The organism is Crossiella cryophila, from assembly GCF_014204915.1.
Taxonomy (GTDB): domain Bacteria; phylum Actinomycetota; class Actinomycetes; order Mycobacteriales; family Pseudonocardiaceae; genus Crossiella; species Crossiella cryophila.
In genome coordinates this window covers 1,227,218-1,241,719 of sequence record NZ_JACHMH010000001.1, presented here as the reverse complement: position 1 = coordinate 1,241,719, position 14,502 = coordinate 1,227,218, and the positions used below count along the sequence as shown (strand labels likewise).

Here is a 14,502-nt window from a genome sequence, read left to right as displayed (position 1 = left end):
GTGGCTGCCCCTGAGCAGGAGATGCTGTGGCGCGGGCTGCTCGCGCCGGTCCGGACCACCGCGGAGGCGCGGCTGGTGCAGGTCGGTCCGGAGGGGCTGACCGAGGGCGGGCCGTTCGACCTGGCGTTGCTGGATGGATCGCTGGAGCACACCGCGGATCCGGCCGGGCTGCTCGGCCAGGTGACCGGGCAGCTGGCGGCCGATGGCGTGCTGGTGCTGGCGGTGCACAACCAGCTCGGGCTGGGGCAGTTGCTGGGCAAGGCCGATCCGGTGCGGGAGCGGATGTGGCTGGGCGCGGCGGACTACCCGGGCAGGCCGGGGCCGCGGACCTGGAGTCGCCGGGTGCTGACCGGGCTGCTGGAGGGGGCCGGGCTGACCGCGCAGCGCTGGTTGCTGTGCTACCCGGACCACGTGCGGCCGCGGGTGCTGGTGGACGGCGCGGTGTTCGAGCGGGCGGACCGGCTGGAGCTGGTCGACAAGCTGGTGCGGGATCCGTTGCTGGGCGCCGCGGACGAGCAGCTGGCGGCGGCGCCGGGGCGGCGGTTGCACCAGTTGGCGCTGGCCGAGGGTTTCGCGGCGGCGGTGGCGCCTGCCTTCCTGGTGGTGGCCGGGCGGACGCCGGAGGCGGTGGCCAGGGTGACCGGGCCGGGGCTGGCCTGGCTGGTGAACTCGAGCAGGCAGCCGCGCTGGCAGCGGGCCCGCCGGTTGAGCGCGGACCTGGTGCTGGAGACGATCGAGGGCACCGACAACACCGAGGGCTGGCTGCGGCAGCGGGTGGTTCCGGCCGAGCCGTGGCTGCCGGGTCGGTGTCTGGACACCGAGTTGCTGGACGCGCTCGCCGCCGGTGATCTGGACCGGGCCGGTGGGCTGCTGGGCCTGTGGTGCCGGACCTGTCTGGCCCAGGCTCGACCGCTGACCGCCGAGGACCTGCGGCATCCGTTCCTGCCTGGCCGGGTCGGCGTGCCGGTGCTGCCGCCGGACTGTCTGGACGTGCACCCGGGGAACCTGGTGCTGGGGCCGGACCGGGAGGTGCGCCGGATCGACCTGGAGTGGGAGGCCGGGTCGGGGGTGGACGCGGAACTGGCGTTGTTGCGCGGGCTGCGCGAGTTCGCCAGGGAGCTGCGGGATTCCGGCGCGCCGCATCCGTGGCCCGCCGAGACGAATCTGCAGAAGTTGTTGTTCCGGCTGGCTGATCTGTGCGGACTGGGTGGTCCGGCGCGGCAGCGGTGGGTCGAGCTGACCTCGGCCGAGGCCTCGTTGCAGGAGCTGGTGTCGGGGGCGCCGCGGGATCGGGTGCTGGCGACGCTGGAAGCCGATGCGGTGCTGCCGGGCAGACCACGGGTGTGGGAGTTGCCGCCGGGGCTTGGCGAGGTGGGCCGGGCGCTGGCGGCCAAGGAGCAGGCGGAGAAGACCGCCCGCTCGCTGTGGACCGATGTGGAGGCGCTGCGTCAGCAGATCGCGCACCGGCAGGCCGAGCTGACCCAGGCGAAGGCGCAGGCCGAGGAGCTGCGGGCGGAGCTGACCAAGGAGCACCAGGCGGCCGAGGAGGCGTTGCGGGCCGCGGACGCCGAGCGGGAGTCACTGCGGCAGGAACTCGCGCGCACCCAGGACGAGCTGGTCGAACTGGACAACCGGGTGGGCAGCGCGTTCGCCGGGCTGGCCGAGGCGACCGCGGATTTCGAGCAGGTGCGCTCGGAGGTGGACGCGGCTCGGGCGGACGCGGCCGGGCAGGCCAGCGCCAGTCAGCAGCTGCGGGACCGGCTGGCCAGGACCCGGGCGCGGCTGGACGCGCTGGAGGGGTCCTCGCTGGTGCGGGCCGGGCACCGGTACGTGTGGCCGGCCGCGCGGGCGGCAAGGGGCATGCGGGATCTGCTGCTGGGCCGGGGCGGGGCGGAGCCGGACAGCGTGTTGCGGCGGGCCAGCCGGTACGCGCCCGCGCTGACCCCGTTGCTGGCCAGGCGATTGCGGGTGCGCGAGGGCGCGGCGCGGGAGGCCGGGCTGCGGTTCGCGGTGGACGTGCCGGGCGAACCGGTGCACATCGGGCGTGGTCAGGTGGTGGATCTGGCCGGCTGGGCGGTGCACGCGGACCTGCCGGTGCGGGCGGTGTGGATCAAGGCCGATGGGCGGATGGTCCCGGCGAACCTGGGCTACCACCGGCCGGTGGTGCGGCAGGAGCTGGGCGCGGCCGGCTGGCACGTGCCGGAGGGCAGTGGGTTCCGGGCACGGATTCCGTTGCCTGCCGGGCCGACTAGGCACGACCTGCCGCTGGAACTGATCGTCGACCTCAGCGACGGCACCCGGTTGCACCGGGCGTTGCCGAGCCTGCGGACCAGGGCCGAGGTGGGCATCCGGCCGGTGCGGGTGGAGTGGCCGGGGTCGGGTCCGCGGGTGGCGATCTGCCTGGCGACCTACCACCCGGAGCGGCGGTTCCTGGCCGAGCAGCTGGACTCGATCCGGAAGCAGACCCACGACAACTGGGTGTGCGTGATCTCCGATGACGGCACGGATCCGGCGGCACGGAGTGTGCTGGCCGAACTGACCGACGGGGATCCGCGGTTCGTGGTGGTCGAGCACGAACGGAACGTGGGCTTCTACCGCAACTTCGAGCGCGCGTTGCGGCTGGCGCCGTTGGACGCGGACGCGATCGCGCTGTCCGACCAGGACGATGTGTGGGATCCGGACAAGCTCGCGGTGCAGCTGGAGCGGCTGGCCGACCCCAAGGTGCAGCTCGTCTACTGCGATATGCGGCTGATCGACGACGACGGCAAGCTGATCGCCAAGACCTCCTGGGGCAAGCGGCGCAACCAGTGGAGCGAACTGGACGCGCTGCTGATGCTGAACACGGTGACCGGCGCGGCCTCGCTGGTGCGGGCGGACCTGGTGCGCGAGCGGGTGTTGCCGTTCCCGCCTGGCACACCGACGGCGTATCACGACCAGTGGATCGCGGCGACGGCGTTGTCGGTCGGCGCACTGTCCTTTGTGGACCGTCCGTTGCAGTCCTACCGGCAGCACGGGGAGAACGTCACCGGGTGGATGCTGCCGTGGTGGACCTCCGGCCTGCCGGGACCGGTGGGACTGGCCGAGCTGAGCCTGGGCATCGACCGGCGGCTGACCCCGCGGCGGCGCGAGGAGCTGGAGCACGTCGTCGAGCACGAGCTGCGGCGGATCGCCCAGTTCGCCTCGGTGTTGCTGGCGCGCAACGGGGATCAGCTGGGTGCGGCCGATCGCGGTGAGCTGGTGAAGCTGGCCGGGGTGGAGCGGCAGTTGTCGGTGCTGGTGGAGCTGGCCGCGCGGAACGGGAAGCGGCCGGAGACCGGTGGGACGGAGCGGTACTTCCTGACCGCGGCGCTGCGCTGGCATGCGTTGCGGCGGGCGCGGCGGCGGATGCCGGAACGGACCGTGCCACCGCTGGACTGACCAGTTCCGAACAGCGGTGGGGGCACGCCCCGGGGTTCCGGGACATGCCCCCACCATCTTGAACTGCTGATCAGTTTCTATTGCCAGGGCGGCGGTCCGCCTCGCTTGATCTTTCGCCAGTCGAGGTACCTCAGCGCAAGATCCGAAATCGATATCAAGATCCAGGCTACGGCGAAGTATCCCGGCGGCCAGCCGAACAAGAGATAGGCAACCGCCAGGACCAGCGCCGGAATCACCGGGATGTAGAACACTCTCCTGGCCCACCTGTCACGCACCAGCCAGGAGACGAAGCCCTCCTCAACAGCCACTGGATCTTCCCTATCTAGGCCAGGCGTCTCGGGGGGCGTCCTTGATGAGGCAGGTGAGCACCCCCGTCAGCACACCCAGCCAGATCCTGGCGCCGCTGACATACAGAGGAACGACGGCGAGAACGATGGAAACGAAACAGGTGTAGACGAACCTCCCCGGCTTCTTTCTAATACCCGACAACGTTCTCTGCACAGGCGAGAATGCTCTCTTCAGCTGCCGTCCGACCCACGGCACCGCCTTGTCCTTCGCCCAGTTGAACGCGGGCTTCACGACATGCCGCACCAGCAGGTTGGCCGCGGGTCGGATGACATAGCGAGCCGCGAGTCCGAGCAGCGGACCGATGAACTGGCCGTTGAGATCCTGCTTGTTGATGGAGTCGGCGGCCGCGTAGTCGTAGTCGTTGGCCGCTCCTCCCTCCAGCGGGTCGACCGCCAGGAAGCGGCCCAGCAGCGGTGAGTACGGGCGAGCGCCCATCTGCACCAGGGACAGCGCGCCGGCGTGTTCATACGGTCGCTGGTGCTGGCCGAGCCAGCCGTAGTCCATCGCGCCCGGCTGGTTGTCGGGCACGTGGTCCGGGTCGATCGCTCCGTTGGGCTTCACCGGCTCGCCGGAGGGCGTGTAGGTGCGGAGTTCGCCGACCAGCTTGCCGTCAGGGCCGGAGGTGGCCGCGATGTCGCCGCGGATCGTGGGGTGGTCCCAGGCCGCGGGCTTGTCCTGGCCGCTGCCCGGCACGGTGTGCAGTACCCCGCCCGGCAGCACGATCGACCTGGACACCAGGCGCTTGTCCTGGCTGATGGCCACATCGCTGGTGTCGTTGCCACTGGTGTGGCCGTAGAGCACCAGCGTGGTCTGGTCGCCCTTGGTGGCGTCCCGGCGGATGATCCGGTTCTCGGCATCGCGCAGGTAGGCCACGTCGGCCGGGTCGGACCCGGTGGTGCGGGCGGTCAGGTTGCGGCCTGCGGCGTCCCAGCCCAGGTAGGTGGGCGCCCCGCCGGCGGTGTACTCGGTGGTGTTGCCCGCCACGTCGTACTTGATCCCGGACACCGCGTTGGCGCCGGTGGTGGACAGCAGGCGGTCCGCCGCGTCGTAGCAGTAGCCGGTCTCGGCCGTGCCTGCCGCGGTCTTGTCGAGCAACCGGACCCGGTTGGTGTTCCGGCCCGCGTTGGACTGGGTGCCGGTCGGGCAACCAGCGGCCGCGGTGCTGGTGAAGTCATAGGTGTACTGGTGTCCAGCCACCCATGCCTCGGTCAGCCTGCCCGCTCCGTCGTAGGAGTAGTTCGGGCCGTTTGGCCGGGCGTCCGCGCCGCCGAGGGATTCGTCGACGACCGTGCCCGCCCTGGTCCGGCTGACCGTGCTGACCACCTCACGGCCGTCGCCGAGCCGCCAGGTGAGCGAGGTCGGCCTGCCCGCCCCGTCCTTGCCGATCGCGGCCAGCTTGGCGCCGTTGGCGTAGCTGACCGAACCGAGTTCGCCTGCCGCGTCGTAGGTGATCTCGCTCAGCTGGACGTCACCAAGCTTAACCGTGACGGCCCGACCGGCGTTGTCGTAGCCGTAGGTGGTGATCTGCGGCGGGTCGGCCGGGTTCGGTGGGATCACCTTCTCCGAGGCCACCTTGCCCGCCCGGTCGTAGTCGGTCTCGGTCCGCACACCCTGTGCGTCGACGTAGGCGACGGTCCGGCCCACCAGGTCCTCGGTGGTGGTGATGGTGCCGTGCAGGTCGGAGACCGAGGAGACCAGCGGGTCCCCGTTCACGGCGTGGTCGTGCCGGACGGTCCGCTCGCCCGCGGTGGCGTTGCCCGCGAACTTGACCTCGGTGACCCGGCCCCGGGCGTCGTATCTGGTGCACGTCCAGGAGCCACCCGTGGCCCTGGCCACCACCCGGCCGCGGGCGTCGTAGACCTGCTCGTCCGTCCGAGCTGCCCCGGAGGCGGGCTGCGGGAAGGTCACCACCTTCGCGAGTCCGGCCTGCGGGGCCGGATCTGCCTCGGGGGTGCAGGGGTTGTCCCTGGTCTCGGTGTTGCCGTAGTAGCCGTAGGTGGTCTTCGCGCCGGAGGGCATGCTCCTGGCGACTCGGCGCAGGAATCCGGCGCCCGGCTTCTCGTACTCGGTGCCGGAAGTCAGCCCGCCGTCGCTGGTGTGCTTGGTGACGGTGCCCTCCAGGCCGTAGGCCAGGTCAAGCCCGCCGCCTGCCCGATCGGTGGTGGTGCGCCGATCCGGTACGCCGTCGGACTCCGCCTCCACCGTGGCGGTGTCCTGGCCGTAGTCCGGGGTCAGTTTGTCCGCAGGCACCGGGGTGAGCGCCGCGTCGCCGCGCCGCCACATCAGGTTGACCTTGGAGTCGCCCCGGAACTGGTTGCCCGAACGCTGCTGCTGCAGGTAGTCCACCCGGATCCGGTGCGGGCCAGCGGACAGCTCGACGGACTGGTCCGGTTCGTCGACCCGGCCTGCCGCGCCCACGTGCTTGGCGATGTCCTTCTCCGCCAGCACCCGGTCGTACACGGCGACCTCGTCCAGCCAGCTCTGCGCGGTGCCGCCGACATTGCGGCGGCCCAGCGTGAGCGGGAGCGGGTTGGGCTCGCCCGACTTGGCGATGGTGCCCTCACCGGACTTGGACCCGTTGAGGTAGAAGATCACCTTGTTCGAGGCGTCCCTGGTGACCGCGACGTGGTTCCACCTGTTGGTGCGCAGGCCGCCGGTGGACTTCAGCGACTGCAGCGAACCAGTGCCGCCCTGCCGGAACTCGACCTGCATCTCCGGGGTGACCACCAGCTCGTACGGGGTTCCGCTGTCCGCGGCGTACTTGCTGATCAGGTCGTGCCAGCCACCGCCGGGTTCGTTGTTCAGCGGCCGGATCCACGCCTCCAGGGTCAGTGGACCGGTGATGTCCAGCGCATCACTGTCGGGCACCTGGGCCCGGCCGGTGCCACCGCGGAAGAGCACGCTGCGGCTGATGTCGTTGGGCAGCGCGCCCGTCTCCTGCTTGAGCACGTCGCCTTCGTACCGGCCGTTGCGGCCGTTGCCGGAGGCATCCAGCAGGTCGTCGTTGCCATCGCCCAGCCGCCAGTACGCCAGCGGCCGGGACTCGACCACCGACGGCGAGTAGGTACGGTCCACGACCAGTTCGTCGTCGACATAGACCCGCAGCCCGTCCGCGGCATCGTCCTCGTGGGTGCCGAAGGTGTACCGGCCCGCGGTGTCCACCTGGACCACGCCCGACATCCGGGCCGAGTAGGTGCCCGCCGCGGTCAGCCCCTCGGTCGGGGCCTTCGTGGTCCAGTCACCGTTGGGCTCGGTGGTCGAGTAGGCACTGGCCCCGCTGGACATGGCGGCGTTGTTCCACCACGCGCTGGAGAGTCCCTTGAACCCCTCGTCGTAGCTGGTGCGCTTGCCAGGCACCTTCTCGCAGCCAGCTGGCGCCGGGCTGAGTGGACGGCGATCGGCGCCGAAGCACTTCTCCGGGGCCGGGCCGTACTGCTCGATCGGGTTGCCCTTGGCGTCGTAGACCCAGGTCGACTTGCGGCCAGCGGCATCGGTGCTGGAGAGTTGCTTGTCGTCCTCGGCCCACTCGTGCCGGGTCTGCTTGCCAGCCGCGTCGATATCGGTCACTGTACGGCCGCCGCTGTCCCGGATGACCTTGCGAGCCTTGTCCGTGGCTGGCGAGGTGCCGTCGATGAAGACCTCGGTGAAGTCCGCGCCGAAGCCGAACCGGTGGTGCGGTCGTTTGGGCGGGGTCTGCTTGAACCCGCTGGGTTCGGGCCCGAGCAGTGCCTTCGCGCTCCGCGTGCCCTCCTGGTATTCCGCGACGAAGGTGCTCTCGTGGGTGTTGCGCCGGTCGATGTCGGCCAGCACCCAGTCGAGGACCTGCGGCGTCCGCATCGCGGTCAGCAGGTGCGTGTCGGTGTAGCTCAGGTCGGTCAGCTCATCGCCAGGGTTCTTCAGCCGGGTCAGCTTGCCGCCCCGGTAGTAGAGGTGGCTGGCCGCGCCGTCGGGCAGCCGGACCGTGCACAGGTAACCCGGTGGCACCGGATCGGCGCCATCCGGTGGGGCGCAACCGGATTCACCGCCGTAGAAGAGTTCGACGAACCGGCCGGAGACCGGGTCGATGATCTTCTTCAGCCGCGGGATCGGGTTGCCCGGGTCCACCGAGCGCCACTCCATCCGGGCCGCGGCCGGCTTGCGGATGTCGCTGGGCGAGGTCACCGACTCGAGGCCGCCCGAGGCGTTGAACACGTAGACCGTGCCGCCCGAGTCGATCAGGGTCAGCTTGCCCTCGTTGTCCCTGGACAGCACGCCGTACTCACCGGCGGGCGGGCGGTAACCGCCGTCGGAGGTGCGCTCGTAGGAGTGCGATCCGCCGTCGGTGTCGGTCAAGGTCACGCCGGACTCTGTCAGCGTGGCCTTGGTGTAGCTCTGGCCCTGGCCGTCCACGTCCGCCGACAGCGACCAGCCCGGCGGCAACGCCGAGGCGGTCGGGGTAAGCCAGGACGCGGGAACCGGCACCGGGTCCCCAGCGCCCTTGGCCCACAGGTGCACCAGACCGGTGTGGTTCCAGTCCCGGTACTCGACCTTGATCGGGTACGGCTTGCCCGCCTCGAGCCGGAGGGCGGATCCCAGCTTGGGTGCATCGCCCGGCTGCATCCACTGCTTCCACTCGTTGTAGACCTGCTGGTTGTTCACCCAGACCCGCAGGCCGTCGTCGTGCACGCCGCCGAAGGAGTAGTCCCCGGTGGTGGGCACGCGCACGAAGCCCTGCCAACGGATCCGGAACCCGTCCTTGGCGATCACCGGCTCGTACGGAGAACCCTCGCCCCAGTTGTAGGAGACCTGGGGGTCGGTGCGCACCAGAACCGGCGTCTCGGTGTCCTTGATGCCCTCCTCGCTGTCCCCGGTGTAGTACGAGCCGACCAGGCCCGCGTCGTCGGAGGCCTGCGAGTTGTAGGTCATCTTGACCGAGATCGGTCCGCCCACGGTGGTCAGGTCCGGGGTGCTCAGGCTGGTGATCACGTTGCCGGTGGCCAGGCTCACCGTCAACGGGCCGAGGGTGTCACCGGCGATCGGGCCCTGGGCGCCGAGTCGCATGTCCACCTTCATCGGCCGGGACGGCGCATCCCTGGTCTCCTGCTGGGACACCGAGTCCCTGGCCCGCACCGTCCAGTGGTAGGTGACGCCGTCCTTGAGGACACCCGGCGGAATGGTCCACTGTGGACTGTCGAGCCAGCCGGAAACCGCGACCATGCCCGCGCGGGCCGAACCACCGGTGCCGACGGCGAACTGGTACTGCACGCCTTCGCCGTCCGGATCGGTGACCGGAGTCACCTTCAGCTCCGGCGACTTGATCGAGACCACCGCTCGCTCACCGGGAGCGGCCTGGCCGGGTACCGCGGGGATGCGGTTGGCCGTGCGGAAGTTCCACACCGGTGACCAGACCCACTCCGACCAGTCGTCCCGGAAGGCGACCTGCCAGTAGTAGGTCTTGTTCCAGTCCAGCTTGAAGGTCTTGCCGAACTCGGCCTTGCGCTCGCCGCCAGGACGTTCGATGGTGTCGGAGTCGAAGGCGGTCGGGACCACGTTCGGGTCCTCGGAGATCAGCACCTGACCGTACAGCTTGTCGTTGTTCGGGTCGCCGATCTGCACGCCGAAGCGGAACTCGCGGGTCCGGTACTCCTGGCCGTTCACCGGCGACGGGCCGGTGATCTCGGCGACCTGCGGCCAGTCGTTGTAGTGGATGGTCAGGTGCGACTTGGCCTGCGCTGGCGCCTCGGCCGCGGCCAGCTTCTTCCACAGGTCCGGATTCCGGTCGCCGTTGGTGTCCAGGCGGAAACCATTCCAGTTCCACCGGCCCGCTGCGTACTCCTTCATCCAGCCGCTGATGTCGACGTCGGTCCAGGCGCCGCCCTGCGCGGCGGCCTGCTGGACCGCACCACCGACGCAGGCCTTGTTGTTCCAGGTGATGTTGCGGGCGTTCCAGCCGCAGTCCACGCTGCGCAGCCAGAACGGGGTGGCCTGCGGCTTGTTCGTCCAGGCCCAGTACCCGTGCCAGGTGGAACTGATGATCTGCTTGCCACGGGCGGGGCCCAGGTCGTACTTGACGTAGGTCTCGTTGAGACCGGCGCCCGGCCAGAACCCGACCTTGTTCACACAGCCACGCTCATCGCCGCAGCTCTGGTCGTAGTTGGTGGTCGGGAACTGGTCGCTGACATAGGCGTCCTCGGCGACCGCGGGCGTGGTCACGCCGGGGTCGACCGTCACCGGGAACTCGCGGGCCTTATCGGTCAACCATTTGCGGTCCACCGAGAGCACCAGCAGCCAGCCCTGGGAGTCGCGTTCCAGGCGTTGGGTGGCTGGGCCGTAGGCGGGGTCGCCGGAGGCCGGGTTGATGGCGGAGTCCCAGGCGACGGGGGCCGGGACGGTCAGGCGGACCTTTCCGTCGGGGTCCTTGAGGGCGATCGCGCCGCCCTCTTCGGCGACCGGAGTGAGGTTGCCCTCCGGTTTGAGGCGGTAGCGCCATTCGGTGGCCTGCGGGACCCGGTGCAGCACCACGTCGTGTTTGAAGCCGCGGGGCAGGATGCGGACCTGGAGGTCCACGTCGGGTTGGACGCCGGCGTACTTGGCGGTGCCGCCGGACACGGTGGCGGGGCGGATGGCCAGGTCAACGGGTTCCAGCGCGGCGGTGGCGCCGTCCTGGGCGGTGACCCGGAGGTCGGCGCCCGCGCCTACCTGCTCGGGGAGCTGGACGTCGGCCAGGGTGGCCTTGGGTTCCAGCTTGCCGTTCTTGCGTTCCAGGTCGGTCTGGACCTCGACCAGCTGGCCGCGGTCGTCCTTGACGTTGACCACGTCCTGGAACATCTTCGCGGTCCTGGTGCCATCCGGGTTGCGGTAGACGTTTCCGGTGGGCAACCGCTCGACCAGCACCGATTTGCCCTCGACAAAGCCGGTGCGCTCCGGCCGTGGCGGGTCGATCGGTTTCGGGCTGCGGGCCGGGGCCCGGCCGGGCTGACCGAAGTCGCCCTTGGGATTTTCCGGTTTGAGCAGTTCACCGGGCTTGTTGTCCGGCAGTGGCAGGTCGGCGGCAGTGCCCCGACGCGGCGCCGTGGCCTGCTGCTCAGGCTCGGCGACCGCGACGGCCTGCGTAATGGACACCGTCATGGCGGCGGCGACCACCACGGCGATCGTTCGGACTACTTGTCTGCGAGCACGACGAAGTAAAGGCACGCGTGTCAACGCGTTCCCCCCTACAACTAGTGCGAGCCCCCCAGGCAGCACGCGGCTGACGAAACAAACGGCGGAATTTTGACTCGGCGACGAGTCATCGCGCCAGCGACCAGAGAGGTATATCTGACCGACTACGTCACGTAACGATCTTGTCGTTCGAGTCGATCAGCGCGCGTAGGCCGCCGTGGGCGGGGCGATGCCGCAGTGGATGAGGACGGCGGCCATCGCGGTGTGGAAGTGCTCTTCGGACAGGTGGGTGGCGGCCAGGTCAAGCAGGGCGACCTGGATCCGGGTCCACCTGGCGTCGTCGTCGAGCAGGCGCTGGGTCAGTTCGGCGATCTCGGCCGGGGTGTCGGCGACCAGGTCCGCGCGCAGGTCGCCGAGCGGGATGCCCTCGGATCCAAGGGAAGTGGTGACGAACGGCAGGCCGTGCGCGATCGCGTCCAGCAGTTTGGTCTGCACGCCCGCGCCGCTGCGGGCCGGGTTGACCAGGACTCGGGCCGTGCGCAGGTAGGGGGCGGGGTCGGGGACCCAGCCAATGACGTCGACGCCGGGTGCGCGCAGGGTGTCCGGGGCATGTGCACCGATCACGCGCAGGTGGGGGCCGTCCAGCAGGGGCAGGACCTCGTCGATCAGGGTTCGGGCGGCCACCTCGTTGGAGGTGGGGGCGGTGGCGAAGGCGCCGTGGAAGAGCAGGCCCTCGCGGCGGTCCGGGCCGGCCGGCGCCGGGGTGATCCGCACCGGGTACGGAGCCACGTGCAGGTTGGCCGCAGGGGCGAAGCGGGTGGCCCAGTCAAGTTCGGCCGGGCTGCCGACGGTGGCGAGTTCGGCCCAGGTCAGGGCCTTGTGTTCGGCCTCGCGCCAGGCAGCCGCCTCGGTGGCGCAGCGGCGGCGGGCTGCGGCGTCGGGCAGTGTGGAAAAGCGGCGTTCGGCCTCGCGGTGCAGGAAGGTCTGGGTATCGAGCAGCCGGACTGCCTGCGGTTGGGTGCGGGAGACCGCTTCGGCCAGCGGGAAACCGCGGGCGCCGAGGGCGACGATGACGTCATAGAGTCCGGCTCGGTCGCGGCCCCAGGCGGTGGGGTTGTCCACGATGGACACTTCGACGCCGGTGGCGCGCAGTGCGGTGGCCTCGCCGTGGGTGGCCAGGACGGTGATGGCGGCTTCCGGGTTGGCCTGGCGCCAGTACTGGATGACCGCCCAGGCTCGTTGGGCGCCTTGGCCCTGGGTGGGGTCGGGGACCTGGTCGGCGGTGAGCAGGACCCGGTAGGGGGCTTGCTGGTCGCGTAGCCACCACAGGCGGTGCGGGTGTTCGTGCACGCCGACCGCTGGCGGGCGTTTGGCCAGGGCTTCCGGCCAGCGGCGGACGAAGACCTCGTGGTTTATGTTGGACAGCTCGATCGCGCGTGGGGTGGTGCTGCTGCCGTGCCGGATGTGCCGGACCTGGGAGGCGGGTTCGACCCAGATCTGCCAGCCCAGCGAGCGCAGGTGGAACTGGAGGTCGGTGTCCTCGAAGTAGGCGATGTGGAACTCGGGGGAGAACCCGCCGGTCTCCCAGAACGCACGCCGCCGCATGAGCAGGCAGGCGGCCGAGGAGTAGTCGGCCGAGCGTGGGTAGAGCGGGGAGAGGTCCGCGTCGCCGTCGCCCCAGCCGCGGCTCCAGCCGTCGCCGCCGATGACGCTGCCCGCCTCCTGCAGGCGGCCGTCCGGGAAGACCAGCACCGAGCCGACCGCGGCGGCCTCCGGGGTGGCGTCCAGGCGGGCGAGCAGCGGCTCGAACCAGCCGGGGGTGACCTCGACGTCGGCGTTGAGGAAGCAGATCAGTTCGGTGCGGGCGTGCTGGACGCCCAGGTTGCAGCCCGCGCCGAAGCCCAGGTTCTCCGGCATTCGCAGCACGGTCGCGCCGGTGAGGTTGGCTTCCAGCCATTCGCCGGTGCCGTCCGGGGAGGCGCTGTCGACCACCACGACCTCGTACGGGCCTGGGGTGTGCTCGGCGAGGGTGGCCAGGCAGCTGGTCAGCATGTCCTTGCCGTTGTAGCTGACCAGCACGAAGGTGACCCTGGGGATGGCGGTCACGGCTTGCGGAGCTTTCCGTAGGCGTCCCTGGCCGGCTGGGCCCAGCGCATGAGTTTGGTGTTGCGCAGTGCGGCCAGTTCCGTGCTGTCCGCGGCGAGCCGGTCGATCTCGGCGGCCAGCGCGCGGTGCCGCTCGGCGAGTTCGCCGTGCAGCCTGCGTTCCTCGGCGAGTTCGGCGCGCAGCGACTCCAGGTCCGCGTCCGGCTCGCTGTCCTGCCAGCCGGCGGCGAGCTGTTCGACCAGGCGCTGGCGTTCGATGAACATCCGTTCCCGCAGGGCGGCGTTGGCCGCGCGCAGCGCGCGGTTCTCCGCGGTCAGGTCGCGGGTCGGCGCCCGGCCGGAGGCGGCGCGCTGGGCGGCCTCGGCGATGGCGTCGAAGTGCTCGATCACCGCCTGCCGCCGGGAGGCCACCGGTTTGAGCGCGGCGTGCACCGCGTCCAGCAGCTTGTTCGCCCGGTCCGCGATCTGCTTGGTGGCGCCGAACTCCAGCACCGGCCAGCGCTGTTCGCCGGTGGGGTCCAGCAGCACCCAGCGGCGGTCCAGACCGGCCGCGGCCGCGGCGGCGTGCTCGTCGGCGGCGACCACCAGGCTCGCCCCGGCCAGTACCGCGATCCGGTCCTCCAGGACCAGGTCGGCAGGCAGCAGGTGGCCGTCGAGGGCGGGGGCGTCCGGGCCGGTGGGCAGCAGCACGATGTGCTCGATGGCCAGGAAGTCCTGGATCTTCTCCAGCACCGCCGGCAGCGTGGCCAGCTCGCCTGCCAGGTCGGGGGTGAGTTGCAGGACCAGGTAGCTGCCCTCAGCGGGCAGGATGCGCAGCTTGCGCAGATCACCCTGGCGGGTGGCCAGCGCACCCGGGCTGACCAGGCTGTCGGCCAGCAGCGCCGGATGCGGCACCACGGCCACGTCCCATTGCAGCCCGGCGTCGGCGAGCCGGTCCCTGGACCGGATGTCCCGCACCGAGGGGTAGGGCTGTCCGGCGAAGGCCGAGACCAGTTGCGCACTGGGCTTCTCCGCCACGCGCACCGCGCTGACCAGCACCGGGTGCTCGCCGAGGGCGTGGGTGAAGAACTCGGCGCCTGGCACCGGGCCACCGTAGAAGCCGGTCAGGTCGGCGCCGAGCGGGAAGGCCGGGGTGATCACGGTGAGGTCGGCGGCGGCCAGCGCGGAGACGCGGCGCGGCCGGTACTCGCCGAGCGGTTCGGCCACCAGTCCGCCGTCGGTGCGCAGCGGGCGGGTCCAGCCGAAGGGGGCGTGGAAGGAGATCCGCCAGTCGGGCAGCCGGGTGGACAGGTGGAACTCGGTGAGCCGGGGCAGCAGTTGGTCGCCGAGCCCCGGGAGGTCGGAGCTGCTCCACACCGCAAGCGCACCGATCGTTGGCGACGTGGGCTCCTGCACGTCCCGCACTTTAACCGAGTCGCCTGCGGTGGCGGGGTGCGACGGCTGGATGAAGACTTCCTCATCTGCGGCTCATCTGCGCCTCGGGGGCGTGGGA

General features: G+C 70.8%; 5 protein-coding genes. 1 reads left to right on the top strand and 4 read right to left on the bottom strand.

Annotated elements, in window-relative coordinates:
• Entirely contained in the window at nucleotides 1-3,417 is a 3,417-nt protein-coding gene (locus tag HNR67_RS46120; RefSeq protein WP_185001084.1) for a glycosyltransferase, read from the top strand.
• Between the two features lie 77 nt (nucleotides 3,418-3,494).
• Here HNR67_RS46120 and HNR67_RS05840 read toward each other — a convergent pair whose 3' ends face one another.
• The 4 genes from HNR67_RS05840 to HNR67_RS05825 all read right to left on the bottom strand — a co-directional run bounded on the left by HNR67_RS05840 (nucleotide 3,495) and on the right by HNR67_RS05825 (nucleotide 14,405).
• Complete coding sequence (locus tag HNR67_RS05840; protein ID WP_185001083.1) at nucleotides 3,495-3,725, bottom strand: hypothetical protein; 231 nt, start codon at nucleotides 3,723-3,725, stop codon at nucleotides 3,495-3,497.
• 10 nt (nucleotides 3,726-3,735) lie between these two features.
• Nucleotides 3,736-10,872: a PA14 domain-containing protein gene (locus tag HNR67_RS05835; protein ID WP_185001082.1), complete on the bottom strand. Its 7,137-nt coding sequence runs from the start codon at nucleotides 10,870-10,872 to the stop codon at nucleotides 3,736-3,738.
• 231 nt (nucleotides 10,873-11,103) lie between these two features.
• Complete coding sequence (locus HNR67_RS05830) at nucleotides 11,104-13,011, bottom strand: glycosyltransferase (protein WP_185001081.1); 1,908 nt, start codon at nucleotides 13,009-13,011, stop codon at nucleotides 11,104-11,106.
• Nucleotides 13,008-14,405, bottom strand: a complete 1,398-nt coding sequence (locus tag HNR67_RS05825) for a hypothetical protein (protein WP_185001080.1) — start codon at nucleotides 14,403-14,405, stop codon at nucleotides 13,008-13,010. The genes HNR67_RS05830 and HNR67_RS05825 overlap by 4 nt, the downstream gene beginning before the upstream one ends.
• Nucleotides 14,406-14,502: the final 97 nt, after the last annotated feature.